This is a genomic window from Citrobacter sp. S-77 (assembly GCF_963864895.1).
Lineage (GTDB): Bacteria > Pseudomonadota > Gammaproteobacteria > Enterobacterales > Enterobacteriaceae > Citrobacter > Citrobacter murliniae.
The window spans coordinates 3156663-3183279 of record NZ_CAWLWU010000002.1 but is presented as its reverse complement, the minus strand read 5'-3'; the positions used below and the strand labels follow the sequence as shown (position 1 = coordinate 3183279).

The 26617-nt window shown below is 46.7% G+C and carries 33 protein-coding genes; 22 read left to right on the top strand and 11 right to left on the bottom strand.

Features of this window, described 5'->3' with window-relative positions; translation table 11 throughout:
- The first annotated feature begins 165 nt into the window (after positions 1-165).
- The 12 genes from AACS05_RS15845 to AACS05_RS15790 all read left to right on the top strand — a co-directional run bounded on the left by AACS05_RS15845 (position 166) and on the right by AACS05_RS15790 (position 11932).
- Positions 166-1827, top strand: a complete 1662-nt coding sequence (locus AACS05_RS15845) for an O-antigen ligase family protein (protein WP_052369291.1) — start codon at positions 166-168, stop codon at positions 1825-1827.
- Positions 1827-2186 carry a cupin domain-containing protein gene (locus AACS05_RS15840; RefSeq protein WP_136345345.1) on the top strand — a complete coding sequence of 120 codons (360 nt, stop codon included), beginning with the start codon at positions 1827-1829 and terminating at the stop codon, positions 2184-2186. The genes AACS05_RS15845 and AACS05_RS15840 overlap by 1 nt, the downstream gene beginning before the upstream one ends.
- Positions 2164-2961, top strand: coding sequence for a glycosyltransferase family 2 protein (locus AACS05_RS15835; RefSeq protein WP_223307005.1), 798 nt, complete (start codon positions 2164-2166; stop codon positions 2959-2961). Before AACS05_RS15840 ends, AACS05_RS15835 begins: the two co-directional genes overlap by 23 nt.
- A complete protein-coding gene (locus tag AACS05_RS15830; protein WP_045445314.1) occupies positions 2958-4667 on the top strand; it encodes a hypothetical protein in 1710 nt (569 codons plus the stop codon). The genes AACS05_RS15835 and AACS05_RS15830 overlap by 4 nt, the downstream gene beginning before the upstream one ends.
- Complete coding sequence (locus AACS05_RS15825) at positions 4664-5146, top strand: hypothetical protein (protein WP_045445312.1); 483 nt, start codon at positions 4664-4666, stop codon at positions 5144-5146. Before AACS05_RS15830 ends, AACS05_RS15825 begins: the two co-directional genes overlap by 4 nt.
- Entirely contained in the window at positions 5146-6162 is a 1017-nt protein-coding gene (locus tag AACS05_RS15820) for a WavE lipopolysaccharide synthesis family protein (protein WP_071828994.1), read from the top strand. Before AACS05_RS15825 ends, AACS05_RS15820 begins: the two co-directional genes overlap by 1 nt.
- Positions 6163-6990 carry an ABC transporter permease gene (locus tag AACS05_RS15815; protein WP_071828992.1) on the top strand — a complete coding sequence of 276 codons (828 nt, stop codon included), beginning with the start codon at positions 6163-6165 and terminating at the stop codon, positions 6988-6990.
- Positions 6987-7700 (top strand): ABC transporter ATP-binding protein, encoded by a 714-nt coding sequence (locus AACS05_RS15810; RefSeq protein ID WP_045445307.1) that lies wholly within the window; start codon positions 6987-6989, stop codon positions 7698-7700. Before AACS05_RS15815 ends, AACS05_RS15810 begins: the two co-directional genes overlap by 4 nt.
- 19 nt (positions 7701-7719) lie before the next feature.
- Complete coding sequence (locus AACS05_RS15805; RefSeq protein ID WP_045445304.1) at positions 7720-8352, top strand: hypothetical protein; 633 nt, start codon at positions 7720-7722, stop codon at positions 8350-8352.
- The gene (locus AACS05_RS15800) at positions 8349-8981 is read left to right on the top strand and encodes an HAD family hydrolase (RefSeq protein ID WP_045445301.1); all 633 of its coding nucleotides are present in this window, start codon (positions 8349-8351) and stop codon (positions 8979-8981) included. The genes AACS05_RS15805 and AACS05_RS15800 overlap by 4 nt, the downstream gene beginning before the upstream one ends.
- 489 nt (positions 8982-9470) lie before the next feature.
- Positions 9471-10118 carry a helix-turn-helix domain-containing protein gene (locus AACS05_RS15795; RefSeq protein WP_045445298.1) on the top strand — a complete coding sequence of 216 codons (648 nt, stop codon included), beginning with the start codon at positions 9471-9473 and terminating at the stop codon, positions 10116-10118.
- Positions 10119-10867: 749 nt separating this feature from the next.
- Positions 10868-11932, top strand: a complete 1065-nt coding sequence (locus tag AACS05_RS15790) for a GTP pyrophosphokinase (protein WP_052369289.1) — start codon at positions 10868-10870, stop codon at positions 11930-11932.
- 133 nt (positions 11933-12065) lie between these two features.
- On the opposite strand, the gene AACS05_RS15785 is transcribed toward AACS05_RS15790, so the two are convergent.
- From AACS05_RS15785 to AACS05_RS15735, 11 genes are all read right to left on the bottom strand, one after another.
- Positions 12066-13247, bottom strand: coding sequence for a phage integrase Arm DNA-binding domain-containing protein (locus tag AACS05_RS15785; protein ID WP_045445295.1), 1182 nt, complete (start codon positions 13245-13247; stop codon positions 12066-12068).
- A gap of 2 nt (positions 13248-13249) precedes the next feature.
- Entirely contained in the window at positions 13250-13459 is a 210-nt protein-coding gene (locus AACS05_RS15780; RefSeq protein WP_045445292.1) for a hypothetical protein, read from the bottom strand.
- Between the two features lie 43 nt (positions 13460-13502).
- Positions 13503-13805 carry a hypothetical protein gene (locus tag AACS05_RS15775; protein ID WP_045445289.1) on the bottom strand — a complete coding sequence of 101 codons (303 nt, stop codon included), beginning with the start codon at positions 13803-13805 and terminating at the stop codon, positions 13503-13505.
- On the bottom strand, positions 13802-14134 hold the full coding sequence (locus AACS05_RS15770; protein ID WP_045445285.1) for a hypothetical protein: 333 nt from the start codon (positions 14132-14134) through the stop codon (positions 13802-13804). Before AACS05_RS15770 ends, AACS05_RS15775 begins: the two co-directional genes overlap by 4 nt.
- A complete protein-coding gene (locus AACS05_RS15765; RefSeq protein WP_045445282.1) occupies positions 14127-14471 on the bottom strand; it encodes a hypothetical protein in 345 nt (114 codons plus the stop codon). The genes AACS05_RS15770 and AACS05_RS15765 overlap by 8 nt, the downstream gene beginning before the upstream one ends.
- The gene (locus AACS05_RS15760) at positions 14468-14722 is read right to left on the bottom strand and encodes a hypothetical protein (RefSeq protein ID WP_045445280.1); all 255 of its coding nucleotides are present in this window, start codon (positions 14720-14722) and stop codon (positions 14468-14470) included. Before AACS05_RS15760 ends, AACS05_RS15765 begins: the two co-directional genes overlap by 4 nt.
- Positions 14719-14895, bottom strand: a complete 177-nt coding sequence (locus tag AACS05_RS15755; protein WP_190284565.1) for a hypothetical protein — start codon at positions 14893-14895, stop codon at positions 14719-14721. The genes AACS05_RS15760 and AACS05_RS15755 overlap by 4 nt, the downstream gene beginning before the upstream one ends.
- Positions 14883-15422, bottom strand: a complete 540-nt coding sequence (locus AACS05_RS15750; protein ID WP_045445277.1) for a hypothetical protein — start codon at positions 15420-15422, stop codon at positions 14883-14885. Before AACS05_RS15750 ends, AACS05_RS15755 begins: the two co-directional genes overlap by 13 nt.
- A gap of 128 nt (positions 15423-15550) precedes the next feature.
- Positions 15551-16378: a YfdQ family protein gene (locus AACS05_RS15745; protein WP_045445274.1), complete on the bottom strand. Its 828-nt coding sequence runs from the start codon at positions 16376-16378 to the stop codon at positions 15551-15553.
- A gap of 56 nt (positions 16379-16434) precedes the next feature.
- Positions 16435-16806 (bottom strand): hypothetical protein, encoded by a 372-nt coding sequence (locus tag AACS05_RS15740; protein ID WP_001515608.1) that lies wholly within the window; start codon positions 16804-16806, stop codon positions 16435-16437.
- Positions 16807-17464: 658 nt separating this feature from the next.
- A complete protein-coding gene (locus tag AACS05_RS15735; RefSeq protein WP_045445268.1) occupies positions 17465-18187 on the bottom strand; it encodes an XRE family transcriptional regulator in 723 nt (240 codons plus the stop codon).
- Between the two features lie 67 nt (positions 18188-18254).
- Here AACS05_RS15735 and AACS05_RS15730 point away from each other — a divergent pair, with 67 nt between their 5' ends.
- From AACS05_RS15730 to AACS05_RS15685, 10 genes are all read left to right on the top strand, one after another.
- Positions 18255-18506 carry a hypothetical protein gene (locus AACS05_RS15730; RefSeq protein ID WP_045445265.1) on the top strand — a complete coding sequence of 84 codons (252 nt, stop codon included), beginning with the start codon at positions 18255-18257 and terminating at the stop codon, positions 18504-18506.
- Positions 18507-18534: 28 nt separating this feature from the next.
- Positions 18535-19086, top strand: coding sequence for a YmfL family putative regulatory protein (locus AACS05_RS15725; protein ID WP_045445262.1), 552 nt, complete (start codon positions 18535-18537; stop codon positions 19084-19086).
- Between the two features lie 172 nt (positions 19087-19258).
- Positions 19259-19444, top strand: a complete 186-nt coding sequence (locus tag AACS05_RS15720) for a DUF4222 domain-containing protein (protein ID WP_071828988.1) — start codon at positions 19259-19261, stop codon at positions 19442-19444.
- A complete protein-coding gene (locus AACS05_RS15715) occupies positions 19428-20450 on the top strand; it encodes a hypothetical protein (RefSeq protein WP_045445255.1) in 1023 nt (340 codons plus the stop codon). Before AACS05_RS15720 ends, AACS05_RS15715 begins: the two co-directional genes overlap by 17 nt.
- Positions 20447-21328: a phage N-6-adenine-methyltransferase gene (locus tag AACS05_RS15710; RefSeq protein ID WP_045445252.1), complete on the top strand. Its 882-nt coding sequence runs from the start codon at positions 20447-20449 to the stop codon at positions 21326-21328. The genes AACS05_RS15715 and AACS05_RS15710 overlap by 4 nt, the downstream gene beginning before the upstream one ends.
- Positions 21321-23255: a DNA cytosine methyltransferase gene (locus AACS05_RS15705; RefSeq protein ID WP_045445249.1), complete on the top strand. Its 1935-nt coding sequence runs from the start codon at positions 21321-21323 to the stop codon at positions 23253-23255. Before AACS05_RS15710 ends, AACS05_RS15705 begins: the two co-directional genes overlap by 8 nt.
- On the top strand, positions 23252-23638 hold the full coding sequence (locus AACS05_RS15700; RefSeq protein WP_003034741.1) for a RusA family crossover junction endodeoxyribonuclease: 387 nt from the start codon (positions 23252-23254) through the stop codon (positions 23636-23638). The genes AACS05_RS15705 and AACS05_RS15700 overlap by 4 nt, the downstream gene beginning before the upstream one ends.
- 13 nt (positions 23639-23651) lie before the next feature.
- Entirely contained in the window at positions 23652-24338 is a 687-nt protein-coding gene (locus AACS05_RS15695; protein ID WP_045445245.1) for a phage antirepressor KilAC domain-containing protein, read from the top strand.
- Positions 24335-25330 carry a DUF968 domain-containing protein gene (locus AACS05_RS15690; protein WP_045445242.1) on the top strand — a complete coding sequence of 332 codons (996 nt, stop codon included), beginning with the start codon at positions 24335-24337 and terminating at the stop codon, positions 25328-25330. The genes AACS05_RS15695 and AACS05_RS15690 overlap by 4 nt, the downstream gene beginning before the upstream one ends.
- A gap of 21 nt (positions 25331-25351) precedes the next feature.
- The gene (locus tag AACS05_RS15685) at positions 25352-26041 is read left to right on the top strand and encodes a bacteriophage antitermination protein Q (RefSeq protein WP_045445240.1); all 690 of its coding nucleotides are present in this window, start codon (positions 25352-25354) and stop codon (positions 26039-26041) included.
- Positions 26042-26617 lie beyond the last annotated feature (576 nt).

Sequence of the window (26617 nt, the reverse complement as noted above, 5' to 3'; positions counted from 1 at the left end):
TGTAGCATATAGGGCTGTCGCATCTTTATTATTTATTAATATTGTTTTTTATTACTGTGAGCCAGTATGAACTCTCGCACGATTGTAAAATTTTCCCTACTGATGCTATTTATTCTTTTTGTCGGAATTTTATCATGGCCATGGAAAACGCTCTCTGGATACGGAATGGATATCACGCTCAATATTCTGGTCTGGATCTGGGTAGCTCTGTGGGGAGCTGCTCTTTCAATTCTGCTATGGCGTAAGAATATTAAGGGGAGTCTGCCTTTGGTACTTCTGCTCGCGGGCGCGATCCTGATGAGTGTACCACTGGCATGGACACCAATGAGTTCATGGGGAGAATCACTTACCCGTCTGGGGGGGATCTGGGCAATGGCTCTGCTAATGGGGCTACTTTTACAGTTTCCCCTGCGGGGACGCGAACGTCAGTGTATTTATATGATTATTATTGCAGCAGGGATTATTCAAACAGGGATTTCCTGTTGGCAAATTCTGGCACCGGAAAATGCTGCTGCCTGGACGGAGTATTCCTTTGCCGGTCAAAATGGCCGTCCTGCAGGCACCTTTCTGCAAATCAATCTGTTAGGTTCTTTTTTAGCAACCGCTTTCCTGTGTGCACTGTGGCTTATGTCTTCAGGACTGACGCCAGGTTTGCGTAAAGCATCCATGCTGTGTTCTGTGCTGTTGTGTGCCGGTGTCATTATTACGCAGTCCCGTTCAGCGCTGCTCAGTGCCATAGCAGGTGGTGTTTTGATGTGCATTTTTAATCGCAAGAAGCCTTTTATCCTTGCGGTTTTGGTGGTGATTTTGCTGGGGTCATTCGTGGGTGAGGCAACTCTCAATCAACGCGTCAAGCTGTTACCGCAAACACTAGATACCGCTATGGGGAATTTAACGGGGACAAACCACGACGAGCGTCCTCGTGATATCGACTTGAGAACAGACTGGAATCGCCAGCATTCTGATGCTGAACGTTTCACTTTACTCAAAGGCGGGATGGCGCTGATTTATTCGCATATTTTTAAGGGGAGCGGACTTTCTTCTTTTGAAACTGCTTTCCCCAAGGCTTTGGCCAGTGAGGGAATAACCAATCCTTTTACTGTGACGGTTCGTTACCCACATAACGAATTAATTTATGTCTGGTGCGAAGGCGGAATACTGGCATTAGCAGGGATCTTACTTTGGTTGTCTCTTGTGATTGCGCCGTTTCGGGCAATTAAAGCACGTAATGTCTGCTCGCGTGGGGCATTACTATTACCTCTGTTGCTACATATTATGACGGAGTATCCCTTGTATTTATCTGCTGTACATTGCGTGTTATTGGTTATATTGCTGTGGCTGGCACTTCCAGTGACGATCAAAAACAGTGAGAAACGCTGGCAACCTTCATTTCCATTACGCCTGGGAATACAGGCAGCAAGTTATGTTCTCTGTCTGTCAGGCACCCTATTTATGGTGACCGCACTGCAGTCTGCTAAACAACTGCGTCAGGCAGAGGATTTTTGGTTAAGCGATCCTTCATTATTGGCCGTTTCTGGTAATGATTATGCACAGGCAGACCATTTGTTGTTTGATCGGGCAGCTAGCGACCTGGCGCTTTTCAATATTAATTCTGATGTCTCGTTACTTATACAGTTTCAGTCTCAGGCCGGAGAGTGGCTGAAGTGGCATAACGATTCAAACATGATGGACTCAATGAGAAAAATTGCCTTGTATTTTAATAATTCACCACAAGCGCAATACTGGAATTATCGTGGTTGTTTGAGTTTTCCACAGGATACTCGCTTTTCATGTACAACAGCTGTAATGCAAGGGAAACCACAATAATGAATGAGTCCAAAGCGCTACAACCCGTATCAGCGGTGCAAATTACTCATCTGGATGAAATGGTTGGCGGCTGGTTTATTGGTGCATTTACACCTGCTGCTTATTCGACGAATGATGTTGAAGTTGCTGTAAAACATTTTCCTGCTGGAGTGGTTGAAAAGGCGCATGTCCACCGGATTGCTACAGAAATAACATTGCTGCTACAGGGACGAGCACGGATGGCTGACAGGGAACTGAACGCAGGCGATATTATCACTCTGGCACCGGGAACCGCCAGTGCATTCGAGGCTCTGGAAGCGTGTATTACCGTGGTAATAAAACATCCCGGTGCGCTTAATGACAAATATTTTGAGAGTTAATGTGATGCTGAATATTGTGATTCCAATGGCAGGTCGTGGAAGCCGGTTTGCGCAGGTGGGTTTTACCGATCCAAAACCCTTCATCTCCATTGCCGGTGTGCCGATGATTGAACTGGTTATTAATAATTTACGCCCGAGCTGCCCACACCGGTTTATTTTCATTTGTCAGCAAGCACATCTGGAACGCTATGATTTTGCTGCGCGTCTGGAAAGTCTGGCTCCAGACTCTCTGGTTATCAGCGTCGCTGATATTACTGATGGCGCACTTTGCTCTGTTTTGAGTGCCGCAGCGTTAATTGATAACAGTTCCCCTTTGATGATTGCCAATTCCGATCAGTGGGTAAATATCAATATTGACGACTATTTAGCAGAAATCGAACGCCGCGACCTCGATGGCTTTATTATGACAATGTCGGCAACTGATTCTCGTTGGTCGTATGTTAATTATGATGAAGAAGGGTGGGTATCTCAGGTCGTCGAAAAAGAAGTTGTTTCCAGTGAGGCGACTGTTGGCATCTATAATTTTCGCTCTGGCCGTGATTTCTGCCGTCTGGCACGATCGATGGTTGCACGCAACGAACGCAGCCAGGGGGAATTTTATGTCGCCCCTGTGTATACCCATATGTATCGTGAAGGGTTATTCCGTATCGGTACTTATAATATTGGCTGCAATGGGAAAGGGATGCATGGTCTGGGTACACCTGAAGATCTTGCGCAATTTATGAAGAGTAAGGCCCTGAAAAATGCCCTGGAGAAATGTGAGGCAACGGTATGAGACTTATTGCCTGCGTACACCGGAGAGGATTACGTTGGCCTGTATGCCGGGTATTGCAGGATCCTGAACGCTGTTTTTCCCGACTTCCTGAGAATACAACCGTCATTACATTTGCGCGGGTTAAGAGTGCTCCAGTACATAAACTGACAGCAGTAGATCGCTTTTTAGACATCACTAGCGCTAATGTTGTTTGTTCACACTGGGATTTTTCCCCATTGGCGGCTCAGTTACTATGGGATACTGCACATCTTATTCCTGTGGGTGGTTGTCTCTATTTACTTGAATCGGAAGGCGTAGGGGAATTACTCTCCAGGTCCTATTATAAAAATAGATTCGTTGAGATCACATCAGCAATCCCGGGTATTCGTTGTTTCCAAAAAAAGAGTCTATTACCAGCCGAAAATGATCGTGGTCTGGATGCCTGGAGTTTCTGTATTCCGGTTGGTGGCACTGATGCAGACATGTTAAATGCTTGTGTGGAACGGATTCTCTCTTTGGGGGTGGAGCAACAAGAGATCATTCTTTGTGGTCAGGTACCTGAAGACTTTAGCTATTTTAGTGAAGTGAAAATTATTGGTGAAGCATTACCCGAATATCCAATACATATTACCAAAAAGAAAAATATGCTGGTAAAAGCGGCTACTTTACCTAATTTATGTATTCTTCACGATCGTGTTCTGTTGCCCGTTAACTTCAAAGACGCAATCAAGCGTTTTGGTGATAATTATCCCTTCGTTGGTTTTCAGTCATTCTGGTTTGCTGATCAGTGGCAGGCTACACCGCGTCGTTATTCCGACTTTGGTACGATATCGTCAGTACCTGAGGCTTTAATAAAAGCTGAGCGTTTACGTCGCACAGAAATTAAAGAATTTAACCCGATGAAAATGGCTGCGCAACATCCCGTTCGCTCTCATTTTGGTCATGATTATCTGACTGGCAGCCTCTATTTGTGTAAGCGAAGCGCTTGGCATTGCTTGCCACAGAATGAGAACCTGTTCTGGGGGGAGTTTGAGGACGTAGAGCAGGGAATTCAAGCGGCAGTAGCTGGTATACCTTCTCGTGTAAATCCTTATTCACTGACAGAATCGCAGCGCTATCGCAGCATAATGCATGGATATGGCGTGCTATCTGGAGTGGTGAAAAATGGTTGTATCAGACAAGAACGATCTCCAATGGAATGGTGGGGGTTTACACGCAAACCTGCACTGGATATTACTCATCAGGAAGGGATAAAGCGTCTCGCGGCTTTTGCTCAACGCTATACGGGAAGCGATATTCTGGTTCGTCAGATACAACATCGTCCCTTAACTGGAGTGCGTCGCTTTTGTCTGATAGCAAAATTATTGTGGCAAACGCAAGGTAATACCAAACATCTGGTAGAAGATTGGTTCAAGGAGGTTTTATGTGAATCTTATGATCCGGTCTCGAGAGAATCATTTCAGTTTGTACTGAATAGTGCAGCAAGTGTCGCGGATAAAAAGCTTTTTTTCCTTAAGCATATTAGCCTGACGCGCCAGTTATTTAATAATTTTTTCTCTTCACCTTTCATTATGCCCGATAAAACTCAAGAAAAAACAGGGATCAATAAATTTATAGGAACATTCATTGCCGCAGTCTGGTTGAAGTTCTTTAGTCGACATACGGCTTTCCCTATATCGTTACTGCAGCTCTGGCGTATCTTACGCAATCACAGAGGTGTTGTATGACACAAATTAATGTACTGAATGCACCGCTTACCACCGTACATTCATGGGCAGAAGGAAATAGCGAAGCGCTGTCATCATTATCTGGCATTAATGATACTTGTACTGTCTGGATTACACTGTGTGATGACCGGATAGTTGAAACCAGAGAAATGACGGAAGCCGGGCCTACATATCCGCTGGTTTTCATTATTTATCAGAATGGGATGCAGGAAGCACCAGAAAAGATTTGGCCAATGTGTCTCCATTATATCAATGCGGTCGCGCGCAATACACAGCAAGTGGATCTCATTCTCACAGGCGAAATGATCTCTCATCGGTATGCTGCGTGGGTAAACTGGTTGAATTTTGTTTCTGATACACCATTACCATTGCGTCGGCTGCTCCTCTTAAGTGTTTTGAAAATAATAGCCTATGGCAATGGGTTTTTTATTCAAAATAGAGCCGTACAATTTGTATCCCGCTTATTCAGGAAAATGTAATGAAACAACTAAGCCTCGTTATTCAGGGGCCAGTGCAAACTAAAGAACAAACTCTTGAGCAGTTTTTATGGCAGCTGCAACGAGTGCGGGATACATTTCCTTTAGCTGAAATTATTGTTTCATCCTGGGATATGGCTGATGCCGGGAACGAGTTTCTCGCCGACTTGTTATCACATATGGATATTACGTTGGTTCTCAGTGACGATCCTGGTCCCATTATCGGCTGGGAGTCAGCAGGTAAGCATTTGACAAATGTTAATCGCCAGCTAGTTTCTACTCGCGCGGGGTTGAATGCTGCAACCCGGGAACTGGTAATTAAGCTACGTACTGACTGTTATCTCACCGATCGATCTATTGTGAGGTTACTGGAACAGCATGTTGCTGCGGATGATGGCTTCATTCGTGATAATACGTTTAGTGTATTTTCTCAGCGCGTTATTACTGCCAGTTGGATCGCTCGTGATGCCAGAGGGAGCCTACCTTTTCTGTTTCATCCGGGTGATATTTTTCTTGCAGGACGCACGGAAGATATTAAAGTATTTTTTAATTCACCACTAGCCACTCAAGATCTCTTCATGCCCACTATATTTCCTGGGGGCCTGTGGTGCGCATGGCGTTATGTACCTGAGCAATGGCTGTGGGTTCATGCCATTAAAAAAGTTACGGGTAAGTCTGTTTTTGATGGCAATTCCCAGCGCTCGGAACAATTAATATCTCTTTCGGAACAATATTTTCTGGCAAATTTTATCGCTTATAATCCTGAACACCTTGGGTTGCGTTGGCCTAAGTTTCAGCGAAAATATAAATGGCGAGGTGCCTTCAGTGTATATTCTTATTCACGATGGTTACGTTTATATAAACGCTATAATGGAGTGAAGGCATTTACTCCTCGAGCGCTTGTCAGTTATCTTATAACACGGGTATGGCGTTGGGGATATATTATACGTGCAAGGTTGCTTTGCTGCGAAGCAATACGTCGCGTAGTCTTATCTGTCTTTATTCATCGGAGCGAATAGATGAGTCTCGTTAATGGCTTTATTTCTGATGTAAACAGGAGAGCGACGATATATGAGGTCTGGCAGTCGAGGCACCTGATTGTACAACTAATTATACGTGATTTATCCGTTCGCTATAGCCAGACTCTGTTGGGATGGTTATGGGCTTTTTTAAATCCAGCCATGAATATGGCAATGTATTACGCTATTTTTGGGGTGATGGTACGGTTTTCACCACCAGAATATCAAGTATCTTATAGCTGGGTGCTGTTATGTGGGTTGATTTTATGGATGCTGTTTGCCTCCACGCTTAATGCCGTATCCGAATCTCTTATTAATAATATACAATTGGTTAAGAAAGTGTATTTCCCGCGGGTTGCACTGACATTTTCTTGCATAGGTGTTAACAGTATTGATTTTCTCATTACTATGTTCTGGTTAATTTGTTTGCTCCCTTTTTTAGGGACTGACTGGTCTGTCTATCAATTGCCATTATTGTTTATTTGTAGTGGGGTGATGGTGCTAACCGGGTGGGGAGTAGGGTGTTTGATGGCGATACTGAGAACTCGTTTTCGCGATTTTCGCCATATTATCCCCCTGTTAACTCAGTGTTTGTTTTACGCAACACCTGTTGTCTGGACGCCTGGTTTATTGCCTGAACGTTTTTACTTTCTGACAGTATTGAACCCACTGAGCGGTATTATTTCTCTTTTTCGTTATGTCTTACTTGGCGGGGCTTGTCCTTCCTTTATCTTGTTGATTATCAGTTTTTCGGGGTGCGGATTAATCATTCTGGCGGGTTATTTTTGTTTTAATCACTATGAAGCATTAATTGTGGACAGAGAATGATCAGATTCGAAAATGTCAGTAAATGTTATCTCCGACATCAGCTACAAGGAAACTCGCTGCGTACGGCACTGGCGTTCCAGCGCAATAACGAGCATGAGTATTGTAATGCGTTAACCAGCGTCAGCTTTAATCTGGTGCAGGGTGAGTCTTTAGGTGTCCTGGGACGAAATGGTTCAGGTAAATCAACCTTGTTAAAACTCCTGACGCGAGTGACTCGCCCTTCGTCAGGACGCATTTTTGTTCGCGGACGTCTGGCCTCTCTTTTGGAGGTTGGTGCTGGATTTCATCATGACCTGAGTGGCCAGGAGAACATTTTCTTGGCAGGGGCAATTTTAGGTATGCGTAAATCGGAAACGCAAAAAAAAATCAAAGAGATTGTCGAATTCGCAGATATTAATGATGCACTTTATCAACCAGTGAGAACATATTCTTCGGGGATGTTTTTACGTCTCGCATTTTCGGTTGGTATCCATTTGGACTGCGATATTTTAGTTATTGATGAAGCGCTGGCCGTAGGGGATATGCAGTTCCAAAAACGTTGTCTTGAGAAGGTAAAAAGCTTCCAGCAGGAAGGGGGAACCTTAGTGTTAGTCAGTCATGATGTTGAGCAATTACGTGCAGTATGTCAGCGGGGTCTGGTCCTTGAGAAGGGATATCTGCTACATGATGGCTCCTTATCTGACGCTTTGAAATATTACTCAACGTTATAAAGAGATTAAGGATATTCACATGCAAATTTTGGCTCATCGAGGGGCCTGGCTCACATCCACAGAAAAAAACTCCCGCGGAGCGTTAGTGTATGCGCTTAAGTCAGGATGGGGAATTGAGACAGATATTCGTGACTTAGACGGAGAGCTGGTGATCAGCCATGATATGCCCCGACGAGGGGTATTGCCTCTGGAAACGTTATTTAAAGATTATGTGAATAATAGCTGTTCAGGCACACTGGCTTTAAATATGAAGGCTGATGGCTTGGCGAATGAATTGAAATTTTTGCTGGCCCGGTATCAGATCACACGTTATTTCTGTTTTGATATGTCTGTGCCGGACTCTATGGACTATTTTTCAGCAAATATGATCACCGCTGCGCGTCTTAGTGAATATGAACCTGAAGGAGAACTGAGCCAGCGTGCGTCGGTTTTATGGGTGGATGGTTTTAGCTCTAATAAAGTCGAAATTGTTCTTATTAAAAGATGGCTGGCGTCAGGAAAGAGCGTGAGTTTTGTTTCACCAGAACTACATCAACGTGATCATGAATATTTTTGGAAAAGTCTGAGATCATTGCCTGAAGAATTGCTCAGTCACCCTAACATGATGTTGTGTACCGATTTCCCTGAGCAAGCAGAGGCATTATTAAAATGACACAGATTCGCGCCGTAGTGTTTGACATGGATGGGGTGCTAATTGATGCCAGGGATTGGCATTACCAGGCATTGAACCAGATTTTAGCGATGTTTGGGGTGGCGATTAACCATCAGGATCATCTGCTTGAATTTGATGGTTTACCGACTAAAGATAAACTGACTTTGCTGACAAAACGTTATGGGTTACCTGAGTCATTGCATCCTTTTATTAATGAGATGAAACAGCGTTATACCATGCAATTGATTCATCAACATTGCTGGCCAGTGTTTGAACACCAGCTCACGTTAGCCTGGCTTAGGCGTCAGGGTTATCAGGTGGCTGTTGCGTCTAATTCTATTCGCGACAGTATTGAAACAATGATGAGGAGAGCCCAGCTTTTACCCTATCTGAGTTTTTTTCTGTCAAATGAAGATGTTACCTGCGGAAAGCCTGATCCGGAAATTTACAACAAAGCCTTTCAGATTTTAGGGATTACACCCGCGGAGTGTGTCATTGTCGAGGATAATCCACACGGTATTATGGCTGCGAAAGCTTCGGGGGCGCACGTTTTAAGCGTTAAAGAACCAAAAGATGTTACTCGAGATCTGGTACGTAACTTTATTAATCAATGTGAGTCTATAAGATAATGAAGCCTATTTTATTATGTATTAACACCGTCGCTATGAATAGTGAAGATATATTTTCTTCGATTATTAACTGCGTGTTTCAAACTGGAGTACACCATAAGAATATAGATAACATATGTTATCTACCATCAAATAATATGACACCGCTATGTCAGGCGCTGTATGCTGCAGCCGATATTCCAGACCATGTGCCTGTACTGATAACAACAAGTGAACGCCTTCCGGGTTTCTTTCCTGCAGAGATATCATTGTCTGGATTAGTTGCAGGGGATGACGGGTGGCTTTTTTTTCATCGAGCCGATTTTTTTCGTCATTGCGCTATGAATGCTATTCGGGCTTATGACCCAACCAGCAATATAATAACTCTGACGGATTGCTGGAATCAGGCTTTGCTCTCTACAGAATATCACTTATAGCCACTGTTATATCGACTCTTTATCTAAATGACTAATGTACTAGCGTTATTATTTCCATTATCTGGAGGTGGTTATGCCACATTTCACTGATGAATTTCATTTGCTGTATGCATCTCAAGTCAGTTCTCTTATCGGTGAGTTATCTTTGTTTGGGGTAACAAAAAAGATTAAACGAGAAGAGATTATCAGGTTTTCTCAGCCGGGACGTTCCGTTGTATTATTAATATCTGGATTTTTTTCAATCTATCATATGCAGGACAATCTGTTTATAGCTTATCAGTCCCCGCAGTCCATTTTCGGTTTGTTGGGGTTAGTTACGGATGTTGACAGTATCTATCTGAAGGCTGAGACGGATGCAGAAATAGTTTTGGTTGATGTTGATGTTGTGCGTGAAAAAGTGGAGGAGAAAAAGTTGTGGAAAGCAGTAGCCATTAATCTTGTCCACATGCTCGCTTTAGCGATTCATCGTGATAGCAAGACGCTCAATAAGACCACCTATCAGCGTGTTTGCTTATCAATTTTAGAGTATGAAAAATTACCTTCAGAAATAAAAAAAAGAGTCGTGCTCAGCAAATATATTATTACGCGAACAACATTATCTCGTTCGTTGGTGATGAGTATATTAGCAAGACTAGCTAAAGAGGGACGCGTTATGATAAAACGTGGACGATTGCTTTATGTTGACTCTTGTTTAGCGAATTTAAGGGAGTGCAGACACTAATTTATTTGTCAGGTATGTAACGCAGTATCACCCTTCATTTTTCTCGTATGCACGAGGGAGGACGATGATGCAGACATCAAAGAACTCTCTTAAGAAAGGCTCTTCCAAAATTTTTCTCAGATACACCCCAACAGTTGAGGGATGCTCTTACATCAACTGGAAATAATGAGCGTTTGATATGGCTATAGGCAACAAAAAGCAGCGAGTTTTGCAACTCGCTGCTTTAGGGGGGCTATGAACGAGTTTTGATGACTTGTTCATAAAATTTGATTGGTCGGCACGAGAGGATTTGAACCTCCGACCCCCGACACCCCATGACACCGACTATAAAACGCTGGAAGCCGCACCGTTGCTAGTCGTAGATACTATGTGTATGTATAAACAAACAGTGCTTTTTAAGCAAAATCTGCTCTATATACATCAATGACTTAGGTAGTAGTTTCTCCCCATGTTGTTTAGATAATATAGACCAGATTAAATATGTTAGTTTTGTAATGATTAGCAGTAAACTTAATGTGGTCAGCCGATTTGGTGAGTAGGGTCTCCTTGTCGTGTCGGAAAGATAAAAACAACAAGAAGTATGTAGTATTTTAACTCGAATTTAACTTTGTACAATACATCGATTGTCAATCGAATAATTTATAGTTATAGTACTTTTCATAAACGGTTTAGCTGATTTGATATTGAAATCTAGAATATGTTTAGTAGTATGAAAGAGTTTATATATATTTCTAAATAAAGGTTAAAATATGAAAGAAACTGATTTTAATGAATGGATTGATTCTAGCTTACCTAAGTTTAAACTTTTAGGTAAGCATATTGCCTTTATAATTGAGAACTTATTGCAGCAAAATAAAATAGACTATCTTTCAGTGAGTTACAGGACGAAAACTAAAGAAGGAATACTCGAAAAAGTTAATAGAAAAAATTATAAAAAACCTACTGAAGAACTAACGGATATTTCTGGAGTAAGGGTTATACTTTATCTTGAATCAGATATAGCTAAAGTGAGTGATATTATTAAATCCACTTTCAATATTGACGAAAGTAATAGTATGAGCAATGAAAGTAGACTTTCATCGGATAAAATTGGATATAGATCTGTACATTATGTATGTGATATAGGTGAAGACAGAACTTTACTTAAAGAGTATGAGTATATTTCAGGTCTAACCTGTGAGATTCAAGTTAGGACAATGTTACAGCATGCTTGGGCAGAATTAACACACGATAGAAATTATAAACTAGGTGCCAATCTACCACTACAGATACAAAGGAAGATTAATCTTTTTTCAGGCATGCTTGAGATCGCTGATGAGGGATTTTCAGATATTGTAAAATCTATTGAAGAGTATAAAGATTCAATTGCGAATAATGACTTAAATCAGTTGTTTCAACAGGAGATTAACTCGATAAATCTTTATAAATTTGTTCAGGAGATAACAAAAAATATTGGACTTGAATTGTATGAGGTAAAAGATTGGGGCGGGGAAAGCTCAAAAGAAATTATTGAAGAGTTAAAATGCTCAGGGTTGAATGATTTTAAGGCAATTGCTGATGCCTTACCTTCAAATTATGTCGAAGCATCAATGAAATACTATCCTGATAATAATATTTACGGATTTTTGCGTGATATAATGCTAATCCATGATTTTGAAGCATTAAGCAAAAAAGAAGGATTAAGTTGGGCTATAGCTGCTGATGACGATGATGATGACGCGGAAAAAATGAAGTTATTTTATGCTTGCTTTATGTCTCAAGAAAAAGCTAATCAATTAGTGAGTACATTTTCTGCCAACAATCAGCATTTCTAAAAAATAAATTTATTGCTGCTTTGTTATAATTGGCCATCTTTTGGGATGGCCATATGTAATACTATTACATGAAGGTTTTGTGAAAATAGGTATCACTTAATGAAGTCGTTAAATTCATTTGTAATGGTGATACTTAGCAACTGGCTTTAATTTCTCCATGTGGGACGACAACCCAGTCGATATGGTTTTGCGTGTAAATTTTAGTTGATTTCGCATCGCTATGTGCCATTCGTCCTTGCGGATCGATGCCCTGCTGATCGAAAAGATGCGCTGCCAGCGCTCTAATTTCGTGAAAGGTTGGTCTTTCGTCCATCGGTAGGTGGTCACATAAACCTAGCTTGTCACGCGTAGCTGAAAATGACCGACTCAAATAGTCCGGTGCAACTTGAGTAGGGTGTGAAACCTCTTTACTGCGTTTAACCTGCCGTTCTGGGATTCTGTGAACGACAAACGGACTGGCCACATTATCGCGGCTATCGTCAATTATCCGTTTCAACTCTTCACCAATCGGTATTGCAACGTGTGATTCCTCTTTTTTTTGTACTTTCTGCCTATGGATGTATAGCGTCCCATAAATACCGTTTTCTGGTTGTGCTAACCATACGCACCCGCAGATGCCGTCTTTGGGCTCTTTTATGGAATACCGGATCCGTGAAACTTCCAATCGTGCGTGTGTAGTCTGCAATGCCAAATCCATCGCGGTCCGTAACCATGGTTCGGCTGCGCGCCTGATAGCTTTAAAGTTTTCAAGTGAGAGACGCTGGCGTTTCTTATCTTCTGTCCTACGCATTTTTTTACGGGTTGCCGGGTTATCGAACATTAGCGATTCATCGACCGCATAGGAAAATAATTTTTTTAGAAAGCTGACTTTCCTGTTTTGTACGTTTGCTGATGCTTCGGCATGGTAGTGGTTTATATAGGCGTTCACATGCTCCAGTTCAATATCGCAAGCTGGTATGCTGATGAAGAATTCTTTCACCCTCAGAGCATCGTTGTTCCAATCGTCGAGTGTATTCTGTGAAGGGCGCTCATTCTCAATCGCCCGCTCCATAATATGATCTACGTGTTCAGCGAATGGTTTTGCTTCCCCCGTTACACCGCCAGATTCACGGACAAGTATTTCTACTGATGGTACATTTGTAGGCCTCATTCTGAGGTTGTATTCACGGGCTATAGCGATCGCTACAGCCCTGTCTTTACCAATATTCTTTTTTTTCCCAGTTATAAGCGTAAATTTATAAACGCCGCGATCTTTATCGAATATTAGATATTCGGGTAGATGGCGGTATTCTCTTTTTCTTGGCCTGGCTGCCATGGTTAACCCTCACTGATAAGCTGGTGAACCGTATGATTAACCATTGAGTCGACCCCCCATTTTTCAGACTCGCAGACCCAAACAGATCCGTCTACGATTTTGCCTGTGAGAAGTCCGTTTTCAACCCAACGTTTAATGGTCCGATTATCCGGGATCGAGTCTTTGGTAAATTCGCGTTTACCCCACTGACTCGCCTTCATAAGTTTTGCCATGACAGATTCTCCATACAGCCCAGCTGCACCCGGGATTACAAAATTATAAATTATTGTTGGCTGGCTTAGGTGGGACAGCATAGAGGGGACCTGGCGCAACATCGAAACGACGCCAGCGAATATCACAGGTTCTTTCTTCACCTTCTTTGTACCAGGCAACAACATCTGCTACCGGCTCGGCGTTCCTACCTGCCAACACCTCATCTACTACCTTCAACATATCAGCGAGAAAGTAAGCTCTGTTCCCGCCGTTTGAGTACTGCGTATCATGCTGAAGGTGTTCGCGCATCTGGTGCAGGCGATCGAGTGATACAGGACCGTGCGCCGGGTGGTTGTTAGTTGTCATGCTGCCCACCCCCTACGTTGATAGCCCAGCGCGTAGCGCGCTTCTATTGGGTCTTCTTCTTCGTATTCACCATTGACGCTTTTCACCATCGCCACGCAGCATTCGTTGCAGCAGCGATAGGACATAAGTTCGCCGTCGAATTTCCACGCCGTACTACGGTGAATTTCATCCTTTAAAATTACGCCAGCGCAAATGTGGCATTTGTATTCACCTCGAGAGGTAACGATTTTGTTCGATAGTTCTGTATCGCATGGCGTACCGAAATCACCTTCGAAAAGATCAAAGTCCAGTGCGTCGTCTAAATCCTGTTTGTTGAGTGAGTTAGTCATTCCAGGCCTCCAGCTCGTTCTGTATTTCCTCGTCGATCTCGTCATTGGTGGCGTCTTCGTTCAGATAGTCACGCGCCTCTTTGAGATACTGTTCGCGGCGTTCGTGATACCAGGTAGAGAACTCCGGCGACCACCCTCGGTTAGCCCCCTGAAAATCAACCATCGCATTATCCTCTGCCATACGCTCGACCATGCAATAAGCTGTAGTCAGTGCCGCTTCACGGATGTAACCGCGCAGGTCGCGCTTGCGCCAGTATGGGCTGTGCTTCGAGTCGCAGCGGCCTTTAAATTCGACGCTCCAGCGACGGATGCAACGTGTGTTAAGGGATTTGCTCATTGTGCTGCTCCCTGTCTGGCTCTATTTAATAGCTGGTTAAACATCGTGGTTAGGCTGTTACTACACCCAAACGGCATATCGTTAACACGGTATGTTGGAATGCCCTTGCGAACACCAGACTTCACGATCCGGCCGGTGCCATAGAGTTGCGATAATGCGCCAGCGACCGCGGGCGTCGTTTTGTTCATACCTTTGGCGATTTCACCGCTGGTGGTATTCGGATGAGCCTGGAGATATTCAAATACGGTCATGGCGTTTTACCTTTACGTTCCTGTTCCAGTTGCACCAGAGACTCTTTTAATGCTGCGAACGTAGCTTCCAGTCTGGTGGCGACTTCGCGCATAAGCGGTGCATGCTTTGGTGGCAATTCAGCAACGGAGGCAAAAGCCACCGCTACGAGTTCTTTTACCTTCATGCGGCGCATTGGCGCAGCTCCACCAGTTCGTTAAAGCGATTCATGAACAGGCCATAGGCTTGACCAGGACGAAGAGGGATAACCTGAATGAGATCAGAGCAGGGAATACCTTCGAGAATTTCCCACTTCGAACCGTCATCGATTTCCAGATCACGGCGCTCGGTGGCTAACATGGTTAGATCGGCATATTTCACGACGGTAGCTTGCTCAAGCTGGATACCGAATTTAAAGCGGATAAGACCATCAACATAAGTTTCCATGCGTTGGTAGTCAGGTAACAGGGCTTTGAGCGGGGCAGGAATATCCTGGCAATATGCCTCCGCAGCGTCGTGCATCAGCGCTTCAAAGGCGAACTCTGGCGGCACAATCTGGCTTACAAGCACAGAGTGCTGGGCCACACTGTAGAACTCTGGGAGATGCCCAGCGAATCGACAGATGTTGGAAAGAGCAGTTGCGATATCCTCAACATCGATATCGTCGATTGTGGCGGTCAGGTAGTTAAATTTTTTACCGGACAATGTCTGAATGTAGCTCATGGTTTTCTCCATATTGGCGCGCTGCACCGCGCAGATTTTGGTTGCACGAATCCCTCGCCGGGTGGCGATATTTAATGGAATTACGCTTCAATAAATCCCCGTGGCACCGGGGATTTAATGCAGAGCAATTAGGCTTTAAAGTTACCGATGAAAGTTTCCACTGATTCACCTTCGAACTTGCTGATCAGCAAGTCGCGGAATTCGTTGGCGATCGCTTCTTCCTGGGCTTCAAGTTGGACGATGCGCAGAACAAAGCAAGGTTCATCGCTGGTCAGCAGGCTGTTACGCAAGTTAAAGCGGCGTTCGCCCAGACCTTCATACGGCACACATTTGAACTCGAAAGCCACAGGCATTACGTCTTTGCTGCTTGCTTCAACGCTTTGCATCAGCGATTTTTTACCAGCGAAATCACCAGTTTCATGGTCCTGCTGTGTTGCTTGCTGAATAGTGATACGACGCACAGCCTGAGCCGCCTGGGAAATCTGCATCGTTTTGCCATCAGCATCAAACGCCAGCAAGTAATCGCTCCAGTCTTCCAGCCATTCAGCGATTTGTTTTTGCTTCAGACGTTGGCCATCGATCTGCAGTAACGCGCGGAACGGGGCGGTTTTCTTCAGGGTGATTGAAGCAACGTTATCGGCGTGACCGGGATTATCCAGGGTGCCGATGTTGAACACTGAACGGGCGGTCATGTTATCAGCGTCAATGAAGCAACGAGCTGGCTCACTTTCGCTGGCATAGCCTTTAGAATAACGTGCGAAGTCGTCAATACTGGTTGTGGTCATTGCGCCGCGAAAGCGGAAACGTTCCAGAGAAAAGCGCTCGAGGCTTTCAATGCCAGTACCCTCTGGCAGTAATGCGGTCGGACAAGCCAGGCCATGAATATCATTCAGGTGATAACCGGAAAGAACCAGGTCTTTGACTTGCTTGAAGGTACCGCTGTCTAACTGGGACATAAAAATTCCTTATTAACTGATGATCAAAGTGGTATCAGTGAGTTTGTTGTTGCGGATCACTGAGCCGCTTTAAGCTTTCCATCCACCGCGCCAGTGATCCCGAACAGCTGACCCTGATCTTCCTGCAGGATGGTGAGCTTCCCGCCTTTGTTGACCCACATCGGGGTTTCGGTTGTGTCCTCTTCGGAGGCTTTACCACGTGGTGTTGGGGTGCTGTAGTTCAGCTTGTGCTTGATCTTGACGCGCTTCTCTTCAACGGAATTACCCATGCGCTCAAAATCAAATGTGAGGACTACTTTACCTTTGTTGCCGTTGTTCAGAACCCCAAGCGCGGTGGTATTAAGTGCTGCCGCGATTTTGTTCATGAACACGCCGGCATCCAGTTCGCCAAGAAAATCTGGCACTACGGTCATGCGGTCATTACTCATGGTTTTACCCTCGTTAAGGCGGCTGCAACCGCCGAACTTTCTCCATACACAACAGAGAAGGGCACCTGCATTTGTAGGCGACTGCAACCGCCATCCTCTTGCCCGGGTGGATTGGGTTATGAGCCCGTCGCCCGGTGATGCCCTTTTCTGTTGTGCCCTGAAAAAGGCTGGCGGTTACCGGACAAACGGGAAAACACCGGGCCGCCAGAACAGGGAGTTACTTGTTATTGCTTTGGCCTGCTTTTAACCACATCAGGCGCGGTGGTAGGTATCTTTGGGCGGGGCGCTGGCGACCAACCAGCTACAACCCCTATGGTATTTACACTCCACGCCGTGGGTTAACGGCTCCGTATCGTGGCTGAGTTTCTGTTGCTGGTGGTCAAGCCAGCTTCGCAACCCCTCCCGAAGACACCTGTCAGCGAATCATCCGGTTATTCATACGCCACCGGCGGCTACTTCGTGGGCATCCTGCCTGTTCGCTGTTTATGGGACTAATATGTACCATGAGTTCAATTTAGTAAAGTACTTAAAGTTCATTATTTTTATGTGAAAAGTTCACGCTGAAGCAACGTTATGAACTTAAAGGTAATTTAATTTTAGCCATTGGGATTTATGTTCAAACCAATGGCTGTTTGGAGGGATTTGACGGAGTTGGGGGTTATCCGTGTTTTCGATAGGTCTGGGGCATGCTGCCGATGATCTTTCCGAAAACAAAAATTTTATTCATTTCGTCTTTCTCGATCGGCTCCCAAGGGCGGTAAGTCTTGTTATCGGATATGACAAGCAGCTTATCTTTCATTTTTTGCAGACGCTTAACGTGGGAGGTATCGTCGTAAATGAAGGCATAGATTCCGTCACCGTCGAAGTGTTGAACACTAATGTCAACGAAGAGAAGATCTCCAGGCTCAATCGTTCCAGACATGCTATCTCCTCGAACGTTGATAATTCTAATTTGCTCTGGATTTCTGCCATTAAACATGCGGCGTGCATCGTCCATTGAGTACTCGACTGAGCGCAAAACCTCAACAAATTCACTATTAATAATACCTGGCCCAGCGCTGACACAAATATCAAGAACGTCGATTCGAAAAACGTCGCTACGGTTCTTCAAGCATCCTTCCTGGATCCCGTCTTCCTGTGTGTCGCCAAGTAAATAGGCGGAACTAGTCCCTACAAGAGCAGCTAGCTCTTGCAGTCGCCCCCTGCGGGGAATCGATTCTCCATTAAACCATTTGCTTATGGCTTTTGGTGTGAGGCCCATTCTTTTCGCGATCTCAGCTTGACGACCATGAGAGTGAAACCCCGCTTTATCGCAGGCTTGCGCAAGCCTTTTGGAGAACTGTTTACGCGCTTCTTCTTCTTGAACCATAGGTTCAATCATAGACATACTTGCATGAACTATCAGTTCCGTCATATTATGTACTTTAAGTTCACTTAATGAGGTGTTTATGCAAACAGAAAAGCTACCCAGCCTCTCTGAAGTAATCAAAGCAATAGGGGTGCAATCTATATCAACCGCATGTGGATGCAGCCCACGGGCGATCTATAAGTGGATTGAAAAAGGTTGTCTCCCGCGCACTGATTTCACCGGAGAAACCCATTACGCAGAGCAGATCGCTGTCGCTTCTTCCGGGAAATATTCAGCGGAGCTGATTAAAAAAATTAGCCGTCCGCAAAAGATTAACCAGTCTGCTGCTTAACGAAAACCACAGAAATAAGGGGCAAGCCGTGGGTAACGAACCTATTTGGAAAGTCGAACGTCAGCCAGCTTGGCTGGTGGTCGCAATTAAAAAAACGATTACCGACCTGCCTGGTGGCTACGCCGAAGCGGCGGAATGGTTGGGGGTAACAGAAAACGCATTGTTTAACCGCCTCCGTGTCGACGGGGATCAGATCTTCCCTATGGGATGGGCGATGGTTTTACAGAAAGCCGCCGGTGTTAGCTACATAGCTGATGCGTTTTCTCGTCAAACAGACAACGGGATCCATATCCCCGGCGCGGCACCAGAAACCGAGAACGAAGAGATTGGCTTAAAGCTGGCTGAGCTGGTGGGCAGGCTTGGTGACCTGGTTAACGCATATCGTCGATACATCGATGATGGTGTAGTTGATAAAGGGGAATGGGACAGCCTGAACGAAATAGCGTACCAGTTCCGAGTAACGCTTATGACGTTTCTGAATCTGATTTCACGAGTTTATTGCCTTCCAGAAAAGAGTGACGCCCGCGAGTGTGCAGCTCCGGGCGCCTTGGCGAACAACTCTTCGAGTATGGAGAAATAATCCGCATGAGCAGTTTAACGGCTTTTAACCGTCTACCGCAACTCAGGATGATCCCGGTTTCGGGTGCTCCGTTGTTTCGGTATGAACGCAGATTATCAAACCGCTGGGTTCCGTGTAACCACAGTAGGGCGGTTTCAATTGTGGGGGTCTACAACCGGAGGGCAAAACGCCTGTGCGCGAACTTAACCGAAGGTTCAAAGACCACCGCGGAGTGCCAGTCCGTGTTATCCGCTGGGAGCCAGAAACACAGCGCGTTATCTATCTGCGTGATGGCTACCCGCACGAATGCTTCAGCCCACTTGAGCATTTCAGGCAAAAGTTCAGGGAGATAACGGACGACCATGAGCCAGATATTTGAAATCGTTCAATCGCTGTCGGGGCAAAGGAATTGCATCACCATTCCTGTCCCGTACCTCGATTATTTCTCCGGCGATCAGCAGGCGCATGCTTTGGGTGCTGTGCTAAACCAGCTTGTGTTCTGGTCCGGTAAATCAGACCTGAATGATGGCTGGTTTTACAAAGAACACAGTGAGCTGGCGGCAGAGATTCGCGGCGTGAGTGAAGATCAGGTGCAGCGTCTGGTAAACAAGATTTGTACCCGATGGTTACCAGGGGTTGTTGAGAAGGCCCAGCGACAGGTAAACGGCACTAAAAAGACGCATTACCGTATCAATGGCGAAGCTCTAATCAACGTTTTATTCCCGGTAACGCTGGATTCCGCAGAATCGCGGAACGGGAAACGTGAAGTCGCGGAACCCATTCCGCAGAATCACGGAACCGAAAACGTAGAACCGCGGAACCCTAACCGCGAAGTCGCGGAACCTATTCTCTATACAGATCATTACTCAGATCACCACAAACAGATCAGTAACCCTTCTTGTCCGGAAGCTTCGCAACCGGACGCTGAAAGTTCATCTCCTGTTGAACAGTTTCTTGCTAAACATCCTGAAGCAGTGACCTGGAATGTACCGAAGCGGCAGTGGGGCAGTCAGGATGATTTGACTTGTGCGGAATACCTATGGGGAAAAATCATCGCGATGTACGAGCAGGCCGCTGAAAGTGACGGTGAAGTAGTCCGACCTAAAGAGCCTAATTGGGCATCCTGGGCAAACGAAGTGCGCCTGATGGTGGCGCAGGACGGCAGAACGCATAAGCAAATTTGCGCACTCTTCAAACGAGCTAATCAGGATTCCTTCTGGTGCAAAAACGTTCTCAGCCCTTCAAAACTTCGCGAAAAGTGGGACGAATTAAGTCTGAAGCTTTCCGTGTCCATGAAACAGCCTACAGGTGATTCACCAGTAGCACGGGCCAGTTACCAGACCGTTGATTACTCACTGCCAGAAAATTCGGGGTTTCGTTCATGATGACAAACAAATATTGCCAGGCGCTGGAAGCACTGCGCAGCAAACCAGCCCATGAATTGAAAGAGGTTGGCGATCAGTGGCGGACACCGGATCTGCTTTTCTGGGGTATCAACGCGCTATTTGGTCCATTAGTTCTGGACTTGTTTGCTGACGACGACAACGCGAAGTGCCCAGCATGGTACACCGCCGAAGATAACGCGCTGACACAGAACTGGTCTGAACGTCTGGATGAACTGGGCGGAGCGGCGTTTGCCAACCCTCCATATAGCCGTTCGCAGTATCACGACAAGCAGGCGATCACGGGTATGACACACATCATGAATCACACCATGGACATGCGTGAAAGAGGTGGTCGCTATATTTACCTGGTGAAGTCTGCCACAAGTGAAACATGGTGGCCGGAAGATGCCGATCACATCATGTTTATTCGTGGTCGTATTGGGTTCGATCTGCCTGTGTGGTTTGTACCTGCTGACGAAAAACAGAAACCCACCAGCGCGTTTTTTGCCGGTGCCATAGCTGTATTCGACAAGTCATGGCGTGGTGAGCGGTTCAGCTATATCAACCGCACAGAACTGGAGGCAAAAGGTCGGGCATTTATGGCGCTGGCTCAATTCGCTGTTGGTAAAGAGCAAACAATTGCAGTGCGGACAGCCCAGGAACCTGTAATGCCATTAGAAACTGAGTCACGAATCTGGCCTCTCGAGGTTGGTCTGGTGTTTAACCAGGTGGAAGGCGTTGACGTATTGAGCGAGGCTCAGCAGAACAAGCTGAAAGCCAACATCAATCAACTCTGGCTGGAAAGAACGACCACCAGCGAAATCATCACAATTGCGCGTGGTCTTGTCGGCAGCATGCAGGGGGTAACCCATGCGTGAGATTATCGTTGATAACTTTGCTGGTGGCGGTGGCGCATCAACGGGTATTGAACTGGCGATCGGGCGCAGCGTGGATATTGCGATCAACCACGACGAAAACGCCATTGCGATGCACAAGACGAACCACCCGGACACACTGCATTATTGTGAATCCGTTTTTGACGTGGATCCGGTAGCTGCCACCGGCGGTAATCCTGTCGGCCTGGCATGGTTTAGCCCGGACTGCAGACACTTCTCGAAGGCAAAAGGCGCAAAGCCAGTGAAAAAAGAGATACGCGGTCTGGCCTGGATTGTTCTGCGTTGGGCACTGGCGAAGAGACCGCGCGTGATGATGCTGGAGAACGTGGAAGAGTTCAAAACGTGGGGACCGCTGCTGGCCGATGAAATGCGTCCGGACCCTGCCCGCACTGGCGAAACATTCAATGCATTTGTCGGCATGCTGTCCACTGGCATTCCTGCTGAGCACCCGGCACTGTCAGAGGTTTGTGAGTTTCTGTCTATTGAAAGAGGTAGCGAGCAGGCGCAACAGCTGGTGGATGGGCTTGGATATGATGTTGATTATCGCGAACTACGCGCGTGTGATTACGGCGCACCGACGATCCGCAAACGCTTTTTCATGGTTATGCGCTGCGATGGCTGCCCAATCCAGTGGCCTGCTGTTACCCATGGGGATCCTAAGTCTCTGGAGGTTCAGAGCGGCAGGCTGATGCCATGGCGTACCGCTGCGGAATGTATCGACTGGAATGTTCCGGCCCTGTCCATCTTCGACCGCAAAAAACCGCTGGCGGAGAACACTCTGAAGCGGATCGCGCGCGGCATACAGCGCTTTGTTATCGAAAGTGCGTCGCCGTTTATCGTGAAGTGTAACCACACAAGCTCAAAAAATTCGTATGACGCTTTTCGCGGGCAGTCGCTGAATGAGCCATTACAGACCATTACTAAAAAACTCGGCTACGCGTTAGCCGTTCCACACCTGACAAAATTCCGCACTGGCGCAACCGGGCAGCCCGTTACCGAACCTGTCCCGACGGTAACCGCTGGCACATCAAAACGCCCGGGCGGGAACGGGCATGCACTCGGGATTGTTGAGGCTGAACTGACACCTTTCCTGGCGGGTAATGGTGGTAGTGAATACCAGGCTAAACCGCGCCCGCTGGATAAACCTGCTCATACCATTCTGAAGCAATCCCGAGCCTGTCTTGTTGCGCCAGTGATAGCCCGCCAGTTTGGGGCCAGCGTCGGCCACCGTGCAGACGAACCGAGCGCAACCATCACCGCTGGTGGTGGCGGTAAATCTCAACTGGTAACGCCTACGCTGATTCAGATGGGTTATGGCGAACGACCTGGACAAGAACCGCGTGTGCTGCGACTGGATAACCCGCTGGGGACCGTTACTGCAGGCGGAAATAAATTTGCGACGGTGAGCGCGTTCCTGGCGAAACACTACGGCGGTAACTATACGGGGCCTGGTGTCAGTATGGATGAACCCGCGCATTCAGTGACCACTGTCGACCATCATGCGGTAGTTGCCTCTCATCTGGTGAAACTGCGTGGAACATGCCGCGACGGGCAACGCCTTGATGTGCCCATGCCAACAATCACCGCTGGTGGCCAACACGTGGGTGAGGTTCGCACATTTCTCGAGACGTATTGCGGGGAAAGTGACGATGAATGGCTGGTAACGATCGATGGGGTTAAATACCAGATCGTTGATATCGGAATGCGCATGTTGCAGCCGCATGAACTCTACAAAGCGCAGGGCTTCCCGGATGGATACGTTATTGATCAGGACTACCGTGGAAATCGCTATGCAAAAGATAAGCAGGTAGCCCGCTGCGGTAATGCGGTACCACCACCATTTGCCAGGGCGCTGGTGGAGGCAAATCTTCCGGAACTGTGTGCAGTGCAACAGCAGGAGGTGGCATGAAACTTGTGCTCCCGTTCCCTCCGAGCGTGAACACTTACTGGCGCGCCCCTAACAAGGGGCCGCTGGCCGGTCGTCACCTCATTAGCGCTGATGGCCGTAAATACCAGAGCGCTGCCTGCGTGGCGATCATTGAGCAATTACGACGTCTCCCGAAGCCATCGACTGAACTAGCAGCGGTAGAAATCACTCTGTACCCGCCGGATGCGCGCCGCCGGGATATCGATAATTACAACAAAGCCCTGTTTGACGCGCTGACGCATGCGGGGGTCTGGGAAGACGACAGCCAGATTAAGCGCATGCTGGTGGAATGGGGACCCGTTGTGCCGAAAGGTCGGGTAGAGATAACGATCAGCAGATATGAACCGGCGGGTGCAGCCGCCTGATATGGAGAACAGTATGAGCCAGTTAATCGTGAATGGTGTAGTAACAATGTCCAGCCGTGATATTGCGGATCTGGTTCAGAGTAAACACAGTGACGTGAAACGCTCGGCTGAGCGTCTTGTTGCTGCGGGAATTTTAACCGCGCCGTTGGCGCAGTTCGATTTTGAGCATAACGGTAATGTTTACCAGGAGTATCGTTTTAACAAACGCGACTCTCTGGTGATTGTTGCCAGATTATCACCTGAATTTACCGCCGCGGTCGTCGATCGCTGGCAGGAACTGGAAGAAGGGCAGAGTGTCAGTGTTCCCCGCTCATTGCCTGAAGCGCTTCGCCTGGCTGCTGATTTAGCCGAGCAGAAAGAGCAACTGACCATCCAGCTGGCAGCCGCGGCGCCAAAAGTGGAGTTTGTTGATCGTTATTGCTCTGCAAAAGGCTCCATGTCATTCCGGCAGGTAGCCAAATTGCTCAACGCAAAAGAAACTGAGTTCCGCCTGTTCCTTATTGAACGCAATATCCTGTATCGCCTCGGCGGCACACTTACCCCTATGGCGCAGCACATTTCCGCGGGAAGATTTGAAGTTAAGACGGGAACATCGAGCACATCCAATCACGCATTTAGCCAGACGCGTTTCACTGCCAAGGGAGTACGCTGGATTGGTGGTTTGTGGGCTGAACATATTGTAGGGGGGCAGGCGGCGTGAGGGCTTTGTTAACTCCTGAAATAGCCCATCGTATGGGGATTGTGTTGTTTCGGCCCGGTGCGGAACTGATGCACCTCTTCATGCGCGGTCGCGTTCTGCTCGAGCCTGAACCAGAAGAAATGGCGTCATTCAGTACAGGGGCTGTTCCCGCCGCCATTCAGCCGCTGGCTGATGATCCGGTAATGCGGCAGGTCTTCGGGAATGAGCGGGTTATTCAGCGTGCCGGCGGGCTTCCCTCCCTTGAGCAGTGGCTGAGTTCTCGGTTTGAATGCCAGTGGCCACATTCATCGTGGCACGACAAGAACTTCACAACAATGCGGCACCCACCAGGAAGCATTCGCTTGTGCTGGCATTGTGATCACCCTTTGTCCGGGCAGCATACCGAACAGCTTGAAGGTATAGCGGCAGGAAACCTGGTATCCTGGATTCTGGAAGTCATTCGGCGTGATTCTGGTTTTCCCGAGTCGCATATCCTGACGCTTCCGGAACTGTGCTGGTGGATGGTCAGAAACGACCTGGCTGATGTTATTCCGGAAAGCGTTGCGCACAAAGGGCTGCGCCTTCCGGATGAGAAGATCCGTTCTGTCATGAGGGAAAGCGACATAGTGCCTTCCTCGTCATCAACCAGACTCGTGAAGGAGAAGGCGAAGAAGATCCTCACGCTCTCTGTTGATCCGGAGTCGCCAGAATCTTTCATGCTCAGGCCAAAACGTCGCCGCTGGGTAAATGAGACGTACACCCGCTGGGTTAAAACACAACCCTGTGAGTGTTGCCGACGGCCAGCAGATGATCCGCACCATATCGTAGGGCACGGTATGGGTGGTACAGCAACAAAAGCCCATGACCTCTTCGTGATCCCTCTGTGCAGAGAGTGCCACGACGAGTTACACGCCGATGTACCGGCATTCGAGCAGAAGCATGGTACGCAGCTTGAGCTGCTACTGCGTTTTATGGATCGGGCGCTGGCTATCGGCGTAATTGCGAAAGCTTAAGTGTATGGAGCGCAAAGAAGCATGGATCAACAAGACCTGAATTTTGTAAGAATAGAATTGCGCCGCGCGCTACCTGACCTCTCTGGTGGAACAAAAGGGCAGCTTGAGGCTTTCAGTGAACACCCACCAGCAGACAAAAATGCCACCCCGCGCCGTGGAATTCATCTCGTCGAACTCGAAGGAGAGAAGGGGCCACGCTTTGTTAACTCGCTTTCCGCGCCACTGTATGTGCTGGAAACACGCAGCCGCCGCAGGCCAATGCCGCCGATAAAAGATGCGGAATTTGAGTCCGCGCCGTGGCGTAGGGCAGTGTCCGCGCTTAGTGGATACCAGCAGGCCTGGTTGCGGTACTGCTACGGTTTTGACCTTAGCTATAAGCACCAGGTGATGATGTGTGAATACGTCTGGAAAACTTATCAGAAATGCCTGGGTGAAAACTCGCTTCAGGAGCGCGTAGTAAAGAAACTGATACGCCTGGTATGGCTGGCAGGGCAGGAAATTGCCGCAACCAGAAATAATGAAACCTATAAAGACTATGCTGGTGCAGCGTTGGCCCGCATGGTTAGCGTTGACCGTTCGACATGGTTGCGTGTCTATTCAGGGCATTGGGCTGGGTTAAAGGCCGCTTTTACCCAGCTTGATGAGTCTGCGCTGGTCATGGCTCTTGAATACTATGAGGATGAAGAAGCCCTCAAAATGGCAGAGATGTGAAGTAAATTTCACTATCTCCTTCAAATGAGCTTGCAAAATGCAACAAAATAAGCCATATTTTAAGCATATTTGATATGTTGCCAAAGTTTTATAAACCCGCCGATTAGCGGGTTTTTTTATGGCAAATAGATATTCACTAAGGTGAGCTATTGATCGCAGAATGGACTTCTTCTTTTGTTCTCGCAGTTAGCCAATTTGTTTTTCATGTATATTAACCACTTGTTATAAATATCTAATTTCGTAAAGAGGAAGACAGTGGATATTGAGACTTGTGTTAATAAAGCATGTGGCAAAAAGTTCAGTTACGTTGAGATCGGTGGCCGCATGCCTGGTTCTAAAGAAAGTGAAGATTGTTCGTGCCCTTATTGTTATACGGTAGCTTTTACTCGCCGCAGTAATGGCGTGTTTAAAACTTCGAAAATTGAAAAAGATGATGATTAGTTGAACGTTTTCTGAACAGATTTAGACGTAAATTATTTATGCGAACCCTGGTCAAAAACCGGGGTTTTTCTTTTGTGGAAATGGGCGGCTGGTGGGTGTTAGCGCACCCGTCCAGCCATCAGCTCATGCTTTCAG